Source organism: Bradyrhizobium sp. Leaf396, assembly GCF_001424605.1.
Lineage (GTDB): Bacteria > Pseudomonadota > Alphaproteobacteria > Rhizobiales > Xanthobacteraceae > Bradyrhizobium > Bradyrhizobium japonicum_C.
Map to the genome: position 1 here is coordinate 23251 of NZ_LMQJ01000017.1, position 18077 is coordinate 41327.

At 63.7% G+C, this 18077-nt stretch carries 16 protein-coding genes; 8 read left to right on the plus strand and 8 right to left on the minus strand.

The window, feature by feature from the left end:
• Positions 1-173 precede the first annotated feature (173 nt).
• Complete coding sequence (locus tag ASG57_RS17795; protein WP_057196882.1) at positions 174-902, plus strand: CBS domain-containing protein; 729 nt, start codon at positions 174-176, stop codon at positions 900-902.
• 26 nt (positions 903-928) lie between these two features.
• Here ASG57_RS17795 and ASG57_RS17800 read toward each other — a convergent pair whose 3' ends face one another.
• From ASG57_RS17800 to ASG57_RS17810, 3 genes are all read right to left on the minus strand, one after another.
• On the minus strand, positions 929-1384 hold the full coding sequence (locus tag ASG57_RS17800) for a RidA family protein (protein WP_057196883.1): 456 nt from the start codon (positions 1382-1384) through the stop codon (positions 929-931).
• Positions 1385-1405: 21 nt separating this feature from the next.
• Entirely contained in the window at positions 1406-3097 is a 1692-nt protein-coding gene (locus tag ASG57_RS17805; protein WP_057196884.1) for a benzoate-CoA ligase family protein, read from the minus strand.
• A gap of 146 nt (positions 3098-3243) precedes the next feature.
• A complete protein-coding gene (locus ASG57_RS17810; protein WP_057196885.1) occupies positions 3244-3762 on the minus strand; it encodes a MarR family winged helix-turn-helix transcriptional regulator in 519 nt (172 codons plus the stop codon).
• A gap of 249 nt (positions 3763-4011) precedes the next feature.
• On the opposite strand from ASG57_RS17810, the gene ASG57_RS17815 reads away from it, so the two are divergent.
• Both ASG57_RS17815 and ASG57_RS17820 read left to right on the plus strand, forming a co-directional pair.
• On the plus strand, positions 4012-5187 hold the full coding sequence (locus ASG57_RS17815; protein ID WP_024342370.1) for an ABC transporter substrate-binding protein: 1176 nt from the start codon (positions 4012-4014) through the stop codon (positions 5185-5187).
• Positions 5188-5216: 29 nt separating this feature from the next.
• Positions 5217-5672: a cupin domain-containing protein gene (locus ASG57_RS17820; protein ID WP_057196886.1), complete on the plus strand. Its 456-nt coding sequence runs from the start codon at positions 5217-5219 to the stop codon at positions 5670-5672.
• A 9-nt stretch (positions 5673-5681) separates the two neighbouring features.
• Here the strand turns inward: ASG57_RS17820 and ASG57_RS17825 are convergent, their stop codons facing one another.
• The 4 genes from ASG57_RS17825 to ASG57_RS17840 all read right to left on the minus strand — a co-directional run bounded on the left by ASG57_RS17825 (position 5682) and on the right by ASG57_RS17840 (position 11074).
• Positions 5682-6932: a flavin-dependent oxidoreductase gene (locus ASG57_RS17825; protein WP_057196887.1), complete on the minus strand. Its 1251-nt coding sequence runs from the start codon at positions 6930-6932 to the stop codon at positions 5682-5684.
• Positions 6933-6983: 51 nt separating this feature from the next.
• Positions 6984-9335, minus strand: coding sequence for a bifunctional salicylyl-CoA 5-hydroxylase/oxidoreductase (locus ASG57_RS17830; protein ID WP_057196888.1), 2352 nt, complete (start codon positions 9333-9335; stop codon positions 6984-6986).
• A 99-nt stretch (positions 9336-9434) separates the two neighbouring features.
• Positions 9435-10271: an enoyl-CoA hydratase family protein gene (locus tag ASG57_RS17835; protein ID WP_024342374.1), complete on the minus strand. Its 837-nt coding sequence runs from the start codon at positions 10269-10271 to the stop codon at positions 9435-9437.
• A gap of 41 nt (positions 10272-10312) precedes the next feature.
• Positions 10313-11074 carry an SDR family NAD(P)-dependent oxidoreductase gene (locus ASG57_RS17840; protein ID WP_024342375.1) on the minus strand — a complete coding sequence of 254 codons (762 nt, stop codon included), beginning with the start codon at positions 11072-11074 and terminating at the stop codon, positions 10313-10315.
• Positions 11075-11285: 211 nt separating this feature from the next.
• Here ASG57_RS17840 and ASG57_RS17845 point away from each other — a divergent pair, with 211 nt between their 5' ends.
• Genes ASG57_RS17845 through ASG57_RS17865 form a run of 5 tightly spaced genes read left to right on the plus strand, consistent with a single transcriptional unit; the run spans position 11286 to position 17004 of the window.
• Positions 11286-12083, plus strand: coding sequence for an alpha/beta fold hydrolase (locus ASG57_RS17845; RefSeq protein WP_051160748.1), 798 nt, complete (start codon positions 11286-11288; stop codon positions 12081-12083).
• Positions 12084-12095: 12 nt separating this feature from the next.
• On the plus strand, positions 12096-13385 hold the full coding sequence (locus ASG57_RS17850; RefSeq protein ID WP_024342377.1) for an acyl-CoA dehydrogenase family protein: 1290 nt from the start codon (positions 12096-12098) through the stop codon (positions 13383-13385).
• A 2-nt stretch (positions 13386-13387) separates the two neighbouring features.
• Complete coding sequence (locus ASG57_RS17855) at positions 13388-14923, plus strand: class I adenylate-forming enzyme family protein (RefSeq protein ID WP_024342378.1); 1536 nt, start codon at positions 13388-13390, stop codon at positions 14921-14923.
• Positions 14920-16008 carry an NAD/NADP-dependent octopine/nopaline dehydrogenase family protein gene (locus ASG57_RS17860; RefSeq protein WP_024342379.1) on the plus strand — a complete coding sequence of 363 codons (1089 nt, stop codon included), beginning with the start codon at positions 14920-14922 and terminating at the stop codon, positions 16006-16008. Before ASG57_RS17855 ends, ASG57_RS17860 begins: the two co-directional genes overlap by 4 nt.
• Before the next feature lie 3 nt (positions 16009-16011).
• Positions 16012-17004 (plus strand): 3-hydroxybutyryl-CoA dehydrogenase, encoded by a 993-nt coding sequence (locus ASG57_RS17865; RefSeq protein WP_057196889.1) that lies wholly within the window; start codon positions 16012-16014, stop codon positions 17002-17004.
• Here the strand turns inward: ASG57_RS17865 and ASG57_RS17870 are convergent.
• Positions 17001-18047, minus strand: coding sequence for a 2,5-dihydroxypyridine 5,6-dioxygenase NicX family protein (locus ASG57_RS17870; protein ID WP_057196890.1), 1047 nt, complete (start codon positions 18045-18047; stop codon positions 17001-17003). The genes ASG57_RS17865 and ASG57_RS17870 overlap by 4 nt on opposite strands.
• Positions 18048-18077: the final 30 nt, after the last annotated feature.

Below are 18077 nucleotides of genomic sequence, written 5' to 3' on the forward strand. Positions count from 1 at the left end.
GCAGGATAAGGCGCGACCTCGAATACGTCTTGAGCTGCATCAAATCCGGGTGCGGATCGTCACAGCTGCCGAATTGGCATTGAGCGTGTCGTCACTTGACCTGAGTCAAACCGCACCTTGATACCCGAGCTAGTTTTCGCGCATCGAATTCAACAAGCCAAGCGGAGTTGTCCATGCGCGCCCACCAGATCATGACCCGGTCGGTCATCTCGGTAACCCCCGACACCAGCATCGTCGAAGCGGCAAACATCATGCTGAAGCGGCATGTCAGCGGTCTCACGGTGGTCGACGAGACGGGCAACCTGGTCGGTGTGGTCTCGGAAGGAGACTTCATCCGCCGCAGCGAAATCGGCACCGGGCGCAAGCGCGGGCGTTGGCTGCGGTTCATCCTTGGTCCGGGCAAGTCCGCCAGCGAGTTCGTTCACGAGCACGGCCGCAAAGTCTCGGAAGTGATGACCGACTCGCCGGTAACCATCACGGAGGATACCGCGCTCGCAGAGATCGTCGAGCTCATGGAGCGGAACAACATCAAGCGACTGCCGGTCGTGCGCGGCGACAAAGTCGTCGGGATCGTATCCCGAGCCAATCTGCTGCAGGCGGTGGCGGGGCTCGCCCGCGAGGTGCCCGATCCGACCGCGGACGATGATCACATCCGCAGCCGCATCATCGACACCATCGAGAAGAGCGACTGGTGCCCGTTCGGGCTGAACGTCATCGTGTGCGACGGCATCGTTCACCTCAGCGGCGTCATCACCGAAGAGGCTGCACGGCAGGCCGCGATCGTCGCCGCGGAGAACGTCGAGGGCGTGAAGAAGGTGCACGATCATCTGTGCTGGGTCGACACCATATCCGGCGTCTATTTCAACTCGCCCGAGGACGACGAGCTCGCCAAGGCGAGCTGATCAAGGCAAGCCAATCGCAGAGGAGCTCAGCGAGGGATGACGGCGGTGGCCTCGATTTCGACGCGCGCCGCCTTCTCCACGAGACGGCCGACCTGAACCAGAGCCATCGCAGGATAGTGCGCGCCGAAGACGTCGCGGTAGATCCTGCCCAGCTCCTTCAGATTGGCGAGGTACTCGTCCATGTCGACGACGTACCAGGTCAGACGTACGAGGTGCTCGGGCCGGGCACCAGCCTCGGCCAGGATCGCGGAGATGTTGTCCAGGGTTTGGCGCACCTGCGCGACGAAGCCGTCGGCGAGACGCTCTTGGGCATCCCAGCCGATCACCCCGCCGGTGACGACGATACGCCCTTCGGCAGCCATGCCGTTGGCATAGCCTTTCGGCATCGGCCAGCCTGACGGCTGGAGGATTTGCGCTTTGCGCGTTCCGTCCTCGGCTGCTGTCGGCAGCACCGCGAGTTGCGGGCCTTTCGGCGTCGTCACGGACAATTCTCTATCCTTCTCTCATTCCGCCGCAACGCCCGAGGACGTCGCCGCGGCTTGCGCCAACTGGCGCAGGGCAAAGCGTTTCAGCTTGCCGGTCTCGGTCTTCGGCAATTGCGTCACGAACTCGATCGCGCGCGGATATTTGTATGGTGCGATCTCGCGTTTGACATGCTCCTGCAACTCGGCCGTGAGCTGAGCATCGGGCGTCACGCCGGGCGCGGCGATGACATAGGCCTTCACGATCATGCCGCGTGCCTCGTCCGGGGCGCCGACCACGCCGCACTCGGCAACCGCCGGATGCGTCAGCAGCGCCGCCTCGACATCCGTGCCCGCGATGTTGTAGCCGGCCGACACGATCATGTCGTCGGAGCGCGACTGATACCAGAAATAGCCGTCGCTATCCATCAGGTAGGTATCGCCGGTGATGTTCCAGCCATTCTGGACGTACTTCCGCTGCCGCTCGTCTGCCAGATAGCGGCAGCCGGTCGGCCCGCGCACGGCAAGACGGCCCATCGTCCCGGGCGGAACGTCGCGGCCCTCATCGTCGACGATCTTGGCTTCATACCCCGGCACGGGCTTTCCGGTTGCGCCCGGACGAATCTCGTCCTCGGTCGCGCTGATGAAGATGTGCAGCATCTCGGTCGAGCCGATGCCGTCCATCAGCTTGATCCCGGTCGCCTTGAGCCACGCATCGAACGTCGGCTTGGGCAGGGTCTCGCCCGCGGAGACGCATTTGCGAAGCGAAGAGATATCGCGGCCCGAAAGCTTACCCAGCATCGCCCGGTATGCAGTCGGCGCCGTAAAGCAGACCGTCGTCTTGTACTGCTCGATCGCGTTCAGAATGTCGTCCGGCGTCGTCTTTTCCAGCACGACAAAGGAGGCGCCGATATGCATCGGAAACAGCACGCCGCCGAAGCCGAAGGTGAACGCGAGCGGCGCCGAGCCGATGAAGCGATCGCTCTGCTCCGCACGCAGTATGTTGCGCGCATAGCCGTCGCAGACCGCGAGCATGTCGCGATGGAAATGCATGGTCCCCTTGGGATCACCGGTCGTGCCCGAGGTGAAAGCGATCAGGCAGATATCGTCGGATGCGGTATCGACGGCCGCGAACTCGGCGCCGGCATCCGCGATCAGCGCCTCGAGCGAGTCTGCCGCGCCGTTCCCCCAATAAACGACCCGCTTGAGATCGGGCGCCGTCGCTTTCGCCTTCTCCATCTCGTCGGCGAGCTTTCCATCGCACAGCGCCAGCGTGATCTCCGCCTTCTGGATCGGATAGGACAGCTCCTTGGCGCGTAAGAGCGGCATGGTCGCCACGCAGATCCCGCCGGCCTTGATCACCGCCAGATACGTCGCAACCATCATGGGACTGTTGGCCGAGCGCAGCAGGACGCGCTCGCCGGTGACGAGGCCCAGCTTGCCGACCAGCACGTTGGCGATGCGATTCACCAGCGCCTGCAACTCGCGATAGGTGTAGCTGACGGCGGGGCTGATGACGCAAGGCGCGTCGCCATGGCCCTGCTCGACCCAGCGATCGAGGAAATAGCTGACGCAGTTCAGTCGCGGGGGATAGCGCAGTTCCGGCCGTGTGAAGATGAACTCGGGCCACAGTTCGCGGGGCGGCAGGTGCTGCCGCGCGAACGTATCGACATGGGCCGACGCGGCGTTGCCGTCATGCGAGCCCGTCACTTGAACCTTGGCGGCGTTGGCCATCGCACGCTCCTTTCAGCATGGATTGCACCCGGCAGCACGATCTGGAAACATTTTAGGCTTAAAACAATTCGGCGCAATAGCGGATTTTGGGCATGCCGTGCTTTTTCCTGCGGCAGAAGGGACTGGGCGCGCCTGCCGGCTTGCGCCTACGGCCGGCGCCGCGCGGCCGATTTCTGCGCCGACGCCTTGGTCTTGGCCAAGAGCCGCATCAATTCGCGCACATCCTTCGGCGTGAGATCGGCGAAGAGATCGGCGATCCAGGTCTCGTGCTCTGCAGCCATCCGGCGGAACTCGGAGCGCCCGAGCTTTGTGAGGCGGATCACCTGGACGCGGCGGTCGGTCTCCGACGTCCGCCGGTCGAGATGGCCGGATTCGACCAGCCGTTCCACCAGGCCGGTCACGTTGCCGTTCGACACCATCATGCGCTTGGAGACATCGGACAGCGTCATACCGTCGGGCGCCTTGTCGAGCTGCGCCATCAGGTCGAAACGGGGCAGCGTGACGTCGAACCGCTGCCGCAGCCGGCCGCGCACCTCGCCCTCGATCAGCGTCGTGCAGGTCAAGAGCCGCAACCACAGCCGAAGTTCTTCGGCGTGGTCCTCCGGTGTTTCGACGGCCTTGGTCTCGGAATCGAGCATGTTGATGCAGTCACTCACGGCCAACATTGGCGTCGGCACGGATTCCCCAACGTTTTGAGCTTCAAGTAAATCGGCGCCGGCCGCAAGTCCAAAGCTGCAACAATCGACCGCACGCCAGTTCCTTTAGGCTTCAAATGATTGGCGCGCTGCTTGCATGCACACCGCCTGCCGAGATGACGATGCCTTGAGCTTGCTTGCCGCGGCAGCCATCGTCAGCATAAGCTTGGATTGAGTATGCGGCTCGCAGCGCTTGCCGATAGTCACGAGGGACAGATCATGAAGATGAAAATGACGTTGGCCGCAGCCACCCTGCTGCTTGGCACCGCGATGACCCCTGCCCTCGCCCAGGAGAAGATCAAGCTGGGCGTGATCGTGACCCTGTCCGGGCCAGCGGCTGCGCTCGGCCAACAGGTACGGGACGGGTTCGCGCTCGCAGTCAAAGATCTCGGCAACAAGATGGGAGGCCGCGATGTCGAGGTCGTCGTGGTCGATGATGAACTCAAGCCGGATGCGGCGGTCACCAAGGTCAAGGGTCTCCTCGAGCGCGAGAAGGTCGACTTCGTGGTCGGACCGATCTTCTCCAACATTCTGCAGGCGATTCACCGGCCCATTACGGAATCGAAGACGTTCCTGATCAGCCCCAACGCCGGCCCGTCGACCTTTGCCGGCAAGGACTGCAACCCGTTCTTCTATGTGACGTCCTATCAGAACGATCAGGTTCACGAGATCCTCGGCAAGGTCGCGCAGGATCGCGGCTACAAGCGCATGTACCTGATGGTGCCGAACTATCAGGCCGGCAAGGATTCGGTGGCCGGCTTCAAGCTCGACTACAAGGGCGAGATCGTCGAAGAGTCCTACATGCCGCTCAACACGCTGGATTTCCAGCCGGAACTCTCCAAGATCTCCTCGCAGAAGCCGGATGCGCTGTTCACGTTCATGCCGGGCGGCCTCGGCGTCAACCTCGTCAAGCAGTATCGGCAGGCAGGGCTCGCCGACAGCATTCCGGTTCTCTCGGCCTTCACCGTGGATGAATCGACGCTGCCCGCGCAGCAGGATGCAGCCGTCGGCATGTTCGGCGGCGCGAACTGGGCCCCCAATCTCGACAATCCCCAGAACAAGAAGTTCGTCGCCGCCTATGAGGCCGCCTACAACAGCGTGCCTGGAACCTACGCTTTCCAGGCCTATGACACCGCGATGCTGATCGACAGTGCCGTCAGGGCGGTGAAGGGCGATCTGTCGAACAAGGACGCCGTCCGGGCAGCGATCAAGAAAGCCGACTTCACCTCGCTGCGCGGCGCGTTCAAGTTCAACACCAACGGCTATCCGATCCAGGATTTCTACCTGACCAAGGTCGCCAAGCGTCCCGACGGCAAATTCCAGACCGAGATCGTGCAGAAGGTCTTCGAGAATTACGGCGACCGCTATGCCAAGGATTGCAAGGCGACGAATTAAGCCGAGCGTCGCGTTAAGGGAGGACTGCAATGAAGAGCGAAATCACCGGCATCACGCGGGCCAATGAGGGCATCCAGGGCATCTCCTGGAACATCCTCGGCCAGACCTATGTGCCGAAGAGCTACGCCGAACACAGCTTCTCCTGGCATGCGACACTGCCGCCAGGCACGTTCGTGCCGCCGCACATTCATCCCGATCAGGATGAGTATCTCTACATGCTGGAGGGCAAGCTCGATTTCATGCTCGGCGATTCTGAGTCGCAGGCCAGCGCCGGCGACCTGATCCGCCTCGGCATGGGCGTGCCTCACGGCATCTTCAACAAGTCGGAGCAGACCGCAAAGGTGCTGTTCTGGGTCTCCCCGAGCCGCAAGTTGTTCGACCTGTTCTGGGGCCTTCACAACATGAAGGAGCAGAAGCCCGAGGACGTCGTTGCGCTGGCCGCCGAGTTCAACATCCACTTCCTGCCGCCGCCTCCGGGCGGCTAGCGGCACGCGTCAGGCGCGCACCGCAGCAAGTCCCGGCACGGCGGCGAAGCCGGCCTTGGTGGCATAGCCGCGCACGATGGCCTCGCGCTGGGAATAGCTCAGGACGTTGTCGACGTTGTCGAAGCCGTCGGGCGCGAGCTGCTCGACGGCGTCGATGACGCCTTCAGGCCCGCCGCGCCGGTTGGAGCGGACGATCTCGGCCGTCATCGGCAGGCGCTTCTTCTCGTATTCGAGCAAGGCCTGGCGCGGATGTTCGGCACGCACCAGCGCATCCGCAAGGCAGCGCGCGTCGAGGATGGCCTGGGAGGCGCCGTTGGAGCCGACCGGATACATGGGATGAGCGGCATCGCCGAGCAACGTGACGCGCCCCGATGACCAATAGGGCAAGGGATCGCGATCGCAGGTTGGATATTCGTAGAACTCGGGCGTCGCCGAGATCAGGCTCTTCACGTCGATATAGGGAACCGAGAAGCGGGCGACGTGCGGCATCAGTTCCTCGCGGCGGCCCGGCCGCGACCAATCTTCTTTCCGGGGCGGGGGCACGTTGCCCTCACCCACCTTGACCAGCACCGCCCAATTGGTGAGGCGGCTTGCCGGGCTCGATCCTTCCGCGATCGGGTAGATCACCACCTTGGCATTGAGACCGCCGGCCACGATCATGGACTTGCCGGTCAGAAACAGCGGCCAGTCCCGGGCACCGCGCCACAGCATGAGGCCGTTCCAGCACGGCGGGCCCTCGTTCGGAAACAGTGTCTCTCGGACGCGTGAGTGGATGCCGTCGGCGCCGATCAGGATATCGCCGCGCGCGGTGTGGACATGGGCGCCGGCGCGATCGAAAAAGTAAGCGGTGACGCCGCCCTCGTCCTGCGTGAACGCACCGAGCCGGCAACCGGTGTGAATCGCCTCTCGCCCGAGCCGCTCCTCGACCGCGCGATGGATCACGCCCTGAAGGCGGCCGCGATGGATCGAGAATTGCGGCACGTCGTGGCCGGCCTCGATGCCGCGAGCTTCGCGCCAGACCTCCTGGCCGTGGCGATTGAGGTAATAAAGCTGATCGGTGCGGATCGCGACATCGTCGAGCTTCTGGAGCAGGCCAAGGCCGGCGAGCTCGCGCATGGCATGCGGCAGCGTGTTGATGCCGACCCCGAGCTCGCGAATGGTGTCGGCCTGCTCGTAGATCTCGCAGTCAAGGCCGCGCGAGCGGAACATCAATGCCGTGGTGAGACCACCGATACCGCCGCCGACGATAATCGCCTTCATCGCCCTAACTCCACTCGAAACACAGGCAACGGGTTAACGTCGCACGGGCGGTCACTCCGCCGCAAGCGGCTTTGTCGCCTCGGCCTTGAGCTCGGCCCGGGTCTTGGGCTTAGCCTTAATCCTCAGCTCTTCGAGGTCCTGCCGGTCGCGGACGCTGTTGCGGAAAATCTGGTCTTTTCCGGGCAGATATTGCGGAGGACAGAAGGCGTCGTTTGCCCCGTACCAGGCCGCCGCCTTCATGGTGAAGAAGGGGTCGACGAGATGCGGACGGCCCAGCGCAACGAGATCCGACCGGCCCGCGGCCAGGATCGTGTTGGCCTGGTCCGCCGTGGTGATGTTGCCGACGCACATGGTGGCGACGCGCGCCTCGTTGCGGACCTGATCCGAGAACGGTGTCTGGAACATGCGCCCGTAGATCGGCTGCGCGTCACGCACGGTCTGGCCGGTCGAAACGTCGATGAGATCGACCCCGGCCTCGGCAAAGGCGCGCGCGATGGTGACGGCATCATCGCCGGTGATGCCGCCGTCGACCCAGTCGGTTGCAGAGATGCGCACAGACATCGGCTTGTGCGAGGGCCATGCCGCGCGCAGCGCTTCGAACACCTCGAGCGGGAACCGCAGCCGGTTTTCGAGCGAACCGCCATACTGGTCCGTGCGGGTATTGGTCAGCGGCGAGATGAAGCTCGCGAGCAGATAGCCATGGGCACAGTGTAGCTCCAACATGTCGAAGCCGCAGCGCTCGCCGCGCTCGGCCGCCGCAACGAAAGTATCCCTCACCGCGTCCATGCCGGCGCGATCGAGCTCGCGCGGCACCTGGCTATCGGGGAAATAGGGCAACGGCGATGCCGAGAAAATGTCCCAGCCGCCCTGCTCGAGCGGCCGGTCCATGCCGTCCCACATCAATTTGGTTGCGCCCTTGCGGCCGGCGTGCCCCAGTTGCAGGCAGATCTTTGCGGCCGAGTTGTCGTGGACGAAGTCCACGATGCGTCGCCATGCGGCTTCCTGCTCGTCGTTCCAGAGACCGGCGCAGCCGGGCGTGATCCGGGCGTCGCGGCTGACACAAGTCATCTCGGTGAAGATCAGCCCGGCGCCGCCAATCGCGCGCGAGCCGTAGTGCACGAGGTGGAAATCCGTCGGCACCCCCTCCTTGGCCGAATACATGCACATCGGCGACATAACCGCGCGATTGGCGAGCTTCATCTCGCGCAAACGGAATGGCTGGAACAGCGGCACCAAGGGCCGCTCGGTGTCGACATCGAAGCCGCTGCTCCGGACCTGTCTGGCAAACGACTTGTCGACCTCGGCCACGAAATCCGGCGCGCGGAGCTTGAGATTGTCATAGGTGATCGCCTTCGAGCGCGTCATGACGCCGAAGGCGAACTGCACCGGGTCAAAATCCCAGAAGCGGTCGACATGCTCGAACCAGACCAGGGAGACGTCGGCGGCATGCTGCGTCTTTTCGACCTCCTCGCGGCGGCCGTGCTCGTAGACCTCCAGCGCCGCCTCGATGCTGGGCGCCTTCTCCATGGCTTCGGCCAGCGCAATCGCGTCTTCCATCGCGAGCTTGGTGCCAGATCCAATCGAAAAATGCGCGCTGGCCTTGGCGTCACCGAGCAGGACCATGTTGTCCTTGACCCAGCGCTTGCTGCGGATCATCGGGAAGTTGCGCCACATCGAGCGGTTGGTCAGCAGCTTGTGCCCACCCAGGAACCAGCCGAAGATATCCGCCATCCGCGCGGCGGACTGAGCCTCGTCGAGGCCCGTCAGCCCCGCGCGCTCGAACGTTTCAGGATCGGTCTCGAAGATCCAGGTCGAGTGCCCGGCCTCATACTGATAGGCATGGGCGATGAACGGCCCCCACTCTGTCTCCTGGAAGATGAAGGTGAAAGCATCAAGCGGTCTGGTAGAGCCCATCCAAGCGAACTTGTTGGCACGGACGTCGACCTCGGGCTGGAAATGCTCGATATATTTCTCGCGGAAGCGGCTGTTGATGCCGTCCGCGAGCAGGATGAGATCGGCGTCGGCGAATCGGGTCTCGTCGTCGATGTCCACTTCGAAATGCAGCGCGACGCCCAGCTCGCGTGCTCGTTCCTGGAGGATCAGGAGCAACTTCTGCCGCGAGCAGCCGCAGAAGCCGTTGCCGCCGACGCGATGCACCGTGCCGCGGAAATGCACGGCGATATCGTCCCAATAGGCGAATTCCTGAGTAATACGGCGATAGCTCGGGAGATCGTGCTTCTCGAAATTGTCGAGTGTCGCGTCCGAGAACACTACGCCGAAACCGAAGGTGTCGTCGGGCCGGTTGCGTTCGTAGACCGTGATGTCGGCGCTCGGGCGCTGCTTCTTGAGCAGGATTGCAGCATAGAGACCCGCAGGTCCGCCACCGATGATCGCGACTTTCATGGGAGCCTCGCCAATTCACCCGGCCATGAAACTATTTTAAGCCTAAAATAATTTCGCGCAAGTCCCCGTTGTTGGTGCGCCGCCATAAGGGCGACCAGACTAATCGCCCCTGAAGACCGGCTTGACCTTGTTGGCGAAAGCCTCGAAGGCGCGCTCGAAATCCGCCGTGGTCATGCACAGCGCTTGGGCAACCGCCTCCGCTTCGATCGCCTCCTCCACCGACATCGCCCATTCCATCGCCAGCATTCGCTTGGTCATGGTGTTGGCGAAGGTCGGCCCCTCCGCAATCTGTTTCGCCAGAACTTGCGCCTGGGACAACACCTGCTCCGGCGTGACGATGCGGCTGAAGAAGCCCCAGCGCTCGCCCTCGTCCGCGGTCATGAACCGGCCTGTGTAGAGCAGCTCGGAGGCGCGGGACTGCCCGATGATCCGCGGCAGGATTGCGCAGGCGCCCATGTCGCAGCCGGCGAGGCCCACCTTGTTGAACAGGAATGCCACCTTGGCGCCGCTCGCCGCAAGGCGCATGTCGGATGCCATGGCGATAATGGCCCCGGCCCCGGCACAGATGCCCTCGACCGCGGCCACGATCGGCTGAGGACATGCCCGCATCGCCTTGACGAGGTCGCCGGTCATGCGCGTGAAGGCAGTCAGCCCCTTGGTGTCCATCTTCACGAGCGGACCGATGATCTCGAACACGTCACCGCCCGACGAGAAATTACCGCCGGCACCGGTGACGACGATGCACTTGACCGCGTCGTCGAAGGCGCAGGCGCGGAAGAAATCGGTCAATTCCCGATAGCTCTCGAATGTCAGGGGATTCTTCCGCTCGGGCCGATTGAGCGTGACCGTCGCGACGCCGTCGACCACAGCCAGCAAAAAATGCTGAGGCGAATAATCTGCAAGCGGGAGGGTGACGGGATTGGCTGGCCTGCTCATGCGATCTCCTTGGATTCCCTGTTCCGCATTGCACACAAATGCTAAATTTCACCGCCGGCAACCGCAATCGCCTGTCCGGTGATCGCGCCGGCGCCCTCGCCGCAAAGCCAGAGCACCGCATCGGCCACCTCCTGGGGAGTGATCAGACGCCCCTGCGGATTGTGCTTCGCAAGCTCGGCGATCGCCTGCTCGCGGGTCCTGCCGGTCTTCTTCATGATGTTTTCGATGCTGCCGGCGACCAGGTCGGTGTCGGTGAAACCGGGACACACCGCATTCACGGTCACCTTGCTTCCGGCCATTTCGAGAGCAAGGGAGCGCACCAGACCGACGACGGCGTGCTTGGCGGCAGCATACGCGCTGACATAGGCGTAACCTTTGAGCCCGGCGGTGGACGCAACCGCGACGATGCGGCCGTAGGGACGATCCTTCATGCCCGGCAGCACGGCACGGACGGCGTGAACCACGCCCATGAAATTGACATCCATCATGCGCGCAAAAAGGGCCGAGTCCGACTTCGAAAATGGCGCCGATTCAGCGCTGCCGGCGTTGGCTATCAGGATATCGATCGGCTTGTGCGCACTCGCTGCGGCGATGGCGGCGTTCATTGACGTTTCGTTCGAGACGTCAGCGACGGCGGCAAAGTGCGCGGCACCTGCATTGACTGCCTCTTCGAGAACCGCCGCGTTGCGGCCAAGCACAGTTACGGTTGCGCCAGCGCCGACGAGAGAAGCAGCGATTGCGCGGCCGATGCCGCGACCGCCACCGGTCACCAGCGCGTGCGGCAAATGCGGCAATCCGGACATGCGCAGGCTCCCTCGATCTCGTGATCGTTCTGCCGATATATTTTAACCTTCAAATTTTTGCAACGAACCGCCGCTCGCACCCCGCGAATGTAGAACAGGAGAGCGGCCCGAAAATTGCTTTAAGTATAAAATTATCGCTTTCCAATGCCAGCAGGCCTGTTAGCATCAAAGGGCCCCAGCAAAAGGATGTCGCGTGTCGCAGCCTGTGCCAATGATAACAAAAGACGGACGCTTCGCCTATGAAGCCGCGGGCGATCCGGCTGCGATACCTTTGATATTCCTGCATGGTATCGGCGGTGCCGCACGGGCTTGGCGGCGGCAGCTTGCCACATTCAGCGACCGCTTCCGCGCTATCGCATGGGATATGCCGGGGTACGGCGGATCGGAACCGCTCGCCAGCGTCAGCATCGCTGCCCTGGCGGAGGCACTCCAACGATTCATCGAACAGCTCGATGTCAGCAGGCCTGTTCTGGTCGGCCATTCCATCGGCGGCATGATCGTCCAGAGGTGGCTGGTGGAATCTCCCAAACTGGCACGTGCGGTTGTGCTGGCGCAGACCAGCCCTGCCTTCGGCAAGGCAGATGGCGACTGGCAGAAATCATTCATCGCTGCACGGCTAGGGCCGCTCGATCGCGGCGAGACAATGAAGTCTCTGGCGCCATCACTGGTGAAAGAGCTTGTCGGCGACGATCCCGATCCGGACGGCATGGAGCTGGCGCGCGAATGCATGGGAAGCGTGCCCGAAGCAAGCTATCGCGCCATGATGCTGGCTCTGATCGGCTTCGATCAACGCAGCACGCTTGGGAACATCTCCGTGCCGACGCTGCTGCTGTCCGGCTCGAAGGACAACAACGCACCTGCGCCCATGATGGCAAAGACGGCGACCTATATCCCCGGGGCTAAGTATGTTGAGCTCGCCGGTGTGGGCCATCTCGCCAATCTCGAGCGCCCTGATGCCTTCGACGATGCCCTAGGCGGGTTTCTGAACTCTCTCGCGAGCAAAGCGTAAGGTGACTGCGCAATGACCATGCAAGTCAGTAAGACCCTCGACACGACCAACAAGGTCGCGCTGGATGCGCCGATCTTCGATCCCATCGCATTTCGTCTGAGCGACGAGCAGGCCGGCATCATTGCCCGCGCAAGGGAGATCGGCCAGACCGTGTTTGCCGGCCGCGCCGCCACTTACGATCGCGAGGCGACCTTCCCGACCGAAAACTATCGCGATCTGCATCGCGTCGGCCTGCTCGGCATTGCCGTGCCGAAAAAACACGGCGGCCTCGGCGCGAACTACCAGACCTATGCCTTGGCGGCGGCCGAGATCGGCCGCTATTGCGGCGCCACCGCGCTGACCTGGAACATGCATGTCTGCTCGACCCTGTGGTCGGGGCCACTCGCCGACGATCTCGACATGGATGCGGAGACCCGTGCCGAGCACGAGCGGCGGCGTGCGGTCCATTACAAGCGCATCGTCGCGGACGGTGCGATTTACTCGCAACCGTTCTCCGAAGGTGGCGCTGCCGCTGCAGGCGGCGTCGCTTTCGGCACCGAAGCAAGGCCGGTCGCGGGCGGCTGGATCGTCAACGGCAAGAAGATCTTTGCATCGCTCTCAGGCCACGCCGACTATTACGGCGTGCTCTGCACCGAGATCGAGGAAGGCGAGAAGGCGTCGCGCCGCAACACGCTATACCTCGCGATATCGGCCAAATCAGACGGCGTCTCGGTTGTCGGCGACTGGGATCCACTCGGCATGCGGGGCACGGTCTCTCGGACCCTCCTGTTCAAGGACGTGTTCGTGCCGGAGGATTCCGCGCTGATGCCGCGCGGCGTCTATTTCCAGGCTGCGATGCGCTGGCCGCACATGTTCCTGACGCTGTCGCCGACTTATATGGGCCTCGCGCAGGCCGCCTACGACTTCACGGTGCACTACTTGCGCGGCGAGGTCCCGGGCATGCCGCCGGTCAAGCGCAGGATGTACCCGACCAAGCAGATCGCCGTCGCGCAGATGCAGATCAAGCTGGAGCAGATCAAGGGGATCTGGTTCCAGGCTGTCACCGAAGCCTGCGCCAATCCGAGCAAGGAGCAGGTGTTGCGGGCCTATGCCGCGCAATATTCGGTGATGGAAGGAGCCAATGAGCTCGCCGCGCTCGCGATCCGCACCTGTGGCGGCCAGGCGATGCTGCGCTCGCTGCCGCTGGAGCGGATCTATCGCGACAGCCGTTGCGGCTCGCTGATGCTGCCCTGGACCGCCGAGCTTTGCCTCGACCGGATCGGGCGCGAGGCGCTGTACGAGGCCGGCGAAACGGACGACTGACCGTGGACCTCTGCAGCCTGATCGACCGCAACGCGGCGTTCGCGCCAGACAAGACGGCCATTGCCTTCGAAGGCGAACGGCTGAGCTATGCCGCATTCGCCGCACGCATCGAACGGACCGCAACGGCTTTGAAACAGGAGTTCGGCGTCGGCCGCGGTGACCGCATCGCGATCTTGAGCCTGAACAGGCCGGATTACCTGGTTCTGCTCTACGCCTGCGCGCGGCTCGGCGCGATGCTGGTGCCACTGAACTGGCGGCTTGCGGTGGCGGAGCAACTCTTCATTCTGAGCGATGCCGGCGCCAAGGTCCTGGTGCTCGAGCAGGCGTTTTCCGGAGTGCTTGCCGAGCTGGGGCAGACCGCCCCGGGAAAATCCGTCGTCGGCCTCGACTTCGCGCCGCCCGGCGGCATGACATTCGAGGATCTGCTGGCTGGGAGCGGCGGCACCGGTCGAAATCCACACACCGACCTCTCCTGCCCGTTGCTGATCGTCTACACGTCGGGAACGACCGGACGGCCGAAAGGTGCGGTGTTGCGCCAGGAGGCGCTGTTCTGGAATGGCGTCATGAGCCAGCACATGCACAACATGACGTCCGATGACCACGTACTCACCGTATTGCCGTTCTTCCATGTCGGCGGCCTCAACATCCAGACCACGCCCGCGCTCCAATTGGGCGCCACTGTCACGGTGCACGCTCGCTTCACGCCGGACGCAGCACTCGCCGCCATCGAGCAGGAGCGGCCGACACTCACAGTCATGGTGCCCGCGGTCATCCAGGCCGTGAGCGAACATCCCGCCTGGGCGACCACCGATCTCTCGTCACTCAAGGCCGTCGCCACCGGCTCGACGATCGTGCCGCCGCACCTGATCGAGCGCTTCGTCGCGCGCAATGTCCCCGTGCTTCAGGTCTATGGTTCGACGGAAACCTGCCCGATCGCCGTCTACACGCGGCTTGGCGGCGATCTGTCGCGCGCCGGATCGACCGGCCTTGCCGGCTTGTGCTGTGAGGCGAAAGTGATCGACCAGGCCGGCAACGAACTGCCGGCGGGCACACCGGGCGAGATCGCGGTGCGCGGGCCCAATGTGTTCTTCGAATACTGGGGCAACGAGGCCGCGACGCGCGACGCATTGCACGACGGCTGGTATCGCACCGGCGACATCGGCCTGTGCGATGCCGATGGCTATTTCTGGGTTCGCGACCGCAAGAAGAACATGATCATTTCCGGCGGCGAGAATGTCTACCCGGCCGAGGTCGAACGCGTCCTGCTCGAACACCCTGATGTAAGCGAATGCGCGGTGATCGGCCGGCCAGACCCGCGCTGGGACGAGGTGCCGATCGCCTATGTGATTGCGAGATCCGGCTGCCGGCTCGAAGCGGACGATTTGAGGGCCCATCTTCAGGCGCAGCTCGCGCGCTACAAGGTTCCGCGCGACATCGTCTTCGTCACCGACATGCCGCGGACGGCGCTGGGCAAGGTTCAGCATTTCCTGCTGAAACAGCTTGATGCGCAATCCCGCGGGCAAGGAGAAGCATCTTGAAGATCGCAGTTCTGGGTGGGGGAAACGGCTCTTTCGCGGCCGCGGGCGATTTTGCGCTATCGGGGCACGAGGTTCGGCTTTGGCGCCGCGATGCCGATCAGGTCGCGGCGCAGCGCGCCGCCGGGACGCGCATCCTGGTCAAGGATCACAACGGCCGTCACGACGTGGAGGTCGCCCTGGTCACGACCGACATGGCCGAAGCCGTCGATGGCACGGAGCTGATCCTGTGCCCTGCACCTGCTTTCGCGCAAGCAGATATCGCTCGGCTGCTTGCCCCGCATCTGCGGGACGGCCAGGTCGTGTTTCTGCCGCCGGCGACATTCGGCTCGATGATCTTCGCCAAGGCCGCACAGGATGCTGGAAACCGGGCCAAGGCGAGCTTTGCGGAAACCGGCACATTGCCCTGGTTGACGCGCAAGCATGGACCGTTCGAGGTGGCGATCACCATCCGCGCCAAGCGACTTCCGGTCGGGGTGTTCCCGCTTGATCAGGCGCCGCATGCCCTCGACGTGATCGGACGTGCATTCCCGGGCGTTATTGAGCCCTGCGGAGACGCGCTGTCCGGGGCGCTGATGAACGCAGGTCCGATCATCCATCCGCCGCTGATCGTGATGAACGCAGGGCCGATCGAACATTTCGAGCGCTGGGACATTCACAAGGAAGGCACGCAAGCGGCGATCCGCCGGGTCACCGACGCGCTCGATGACGAGCGCATCGCGGTGCGCGAGGCGCTTGGCTACGGCGCGCCGCATTTCCCGCTCGCGCATCACTACGCGAAGAAAGGCGAGATCTGGATGTACGGCCGCGGCTCGCACGACCGGCTGACCGATTCCGGCGACTGGCGCGAGCGGATCGTGCTGACCGAGCACCGCTACATGCGGGAAGACCTGCGGCTTGGGCTATCGCTGCTGGTGTCCGTCGCCGGGTTGGCCGGCGTTGCAACGCCGCTGGCCAACGCGTTCCTGTCGATCGGCGGCGCGATCTGCGGCGAAGATTTTGCCCGAGGTGGCCGAACGCTCGAGACGCTCGGGCTCGGGAATCTCAGCAAGGCTGAACTACAGACGCTGCTCCGCAATGGATTCTGATCGATGACCAATCGCATCAATATCGCCTGTCTCGGCGCTGGCCGCATGGGCCGGGGCATCGCCGTCGCCTTCGCTTATGCGGGGCACAGGGTCACGATGATCGATATCAAGGCGCGCTCGGCCGAGGAGTTCGCCAAGCTCGAAGCGGACGCGCTTGGTGAAGTCAGGAAGACCTTCGCCAGTCTGTCGAAGCTGGGGCTCTTGGCCGAGGCGGATGTCGATCTGCTGATCGCGCGCGTCTCGGTTGTCGCGGCCGGCGGAAGCGCTGCAGCTCTGTCCGAGGCCGGCATGGTCTTCGAGGGCGTTCCCGAGGTGGTCGAGCTCAAGCGCGAGGTGCTGGCGGCAGCGTCGCGACAAGTCGGCCCGGACACCATCATTGCATCGACGACATCGACGATCCTCGTCGATGATCTCTCCGGCGCGATCGTGAATCCCCGCCGCTTCCTCAATGTGCATTGGCTCAACCCGGCCTATCTGATCCCGCTCGTCGAGATTTCGCCAGGCAAGGCCACCGACCCGGCTGTCATCGACGAGGTCAAGGCATTGCTCGAAGGCATCGGCAAGGTACCGGTGGTCTGCGCCGCCACACCCGGCTTCATCGTCCCGCGCATCCAGGCGCTGGCGATGAACGAAGCCGCGCGCATGGTCGAAGAGGGCGTGGCCAGCGCGGAGGAGATCGACAAGGCGATCCGCTACGGCTTCGGCTTCCGCTATGCCGTGCTCGGCCTGCTCGAATTCATCGACTGGGGCGGCGGCGACATCCTCTACTACGCGAGCAGGTATCTGGAAGGCGCGCTCGGCAGCGACCGGTACCGGGCGCCGGACGTCATATCACGCAACATGCATGAAGGCCGGATCGGCCTGCGCACAGGAGCAGGCTTTCTCGACTACTCAGGCCTCGACGTCGACGCGTACCGCGCGAAACGGCTCCAGGCCATGGTCGATCTGCTCCGCCACTTCGGGCTGGCGCGCCCCCCGGTGCTCGGCAGCAATTAGCCGAAGACGTCCTGGAGCATCCCCTCCCGGACCACGGCAACGCCGTCGAGTTCGATCGTCGTTCCCATCATCGGCAGGTCGAAATGCCCTGCCGTATAGCGCCCTGCGAACTCATTCGCGCCGGTCGAGAACAGGAAGTTGCCGGAGACGGCCCGAATTTCGGTGCCGTTGGTGTCGCGCTGGTCGTACATGGACAGCGCCTCGTAGCGAGCGCCGGGGTTCATGCCGAAGCCGACATGGGAAACCGCATAGGCCTCACGATCGCCCCAGGCGGCGAGATAGGCGCGCATCATCGCCGCGTCCGTGCCGTCGCCTTCCAGTTCGACGACATAATCGTCCTTCAGCGTCATCTTCACCGGCGAGGTCAGGTAACGCTTGAAGGTCAGATTGATGTCGCCGGGCGCCATCACCAGCGTGCCGTTGATGGTCCCGCTCTTCGGAAAGCTGACGACGATGCCGCCCGGCCAATGCGCCAGCGTGCCGGGCTTGTCGGTCCAGCCCCATACGCCCACCGTGGACGCCCCGACCATGTCGACATCGAGCGCCGTGCCTGCCTTCGAGGTGACCCGCATGCGCTTCGTTCCACGCAGCATCTTGGCCGCTGCACGAACGCGCTTCTCGAGCGCGGAATCCGGCACCATGCGCTCCAGGGCCTCGGGATGCTCGTTCGAGATCACCAGGATGCGCGCGCCGGCTTTGAGGATCTCCGGCGTCTCCACCGCGTGCATGAGGCCTTCGATGGTACAATCCACCACAAAACCCGCCTGCTGAAGCGCGGTGATGACCGGGCCGAGCCGCTGAATCGCCTCGCTCGCGCCGGTGGAGCGAACCGGAACGATATTCCGGTTGCGCGGTGTTGGCATCACCACGTGAAACGGCCGGGCCCCCATGCGCAGCAGGGCCAATTCCGCCAGATGCACGTTCAAGGCGCGCGACTGGGTTTCCGAGAGGATCGCAGCCGTATCGCCCGCCTTGACGGCGCAACGTTCGAAAATCTCGCAAAACGCGTCGATCCATTTTGCTTCGATGCGGTCAGCCAGCATGGTCCACTCCCGGTCTTCTGAATTCTTGTT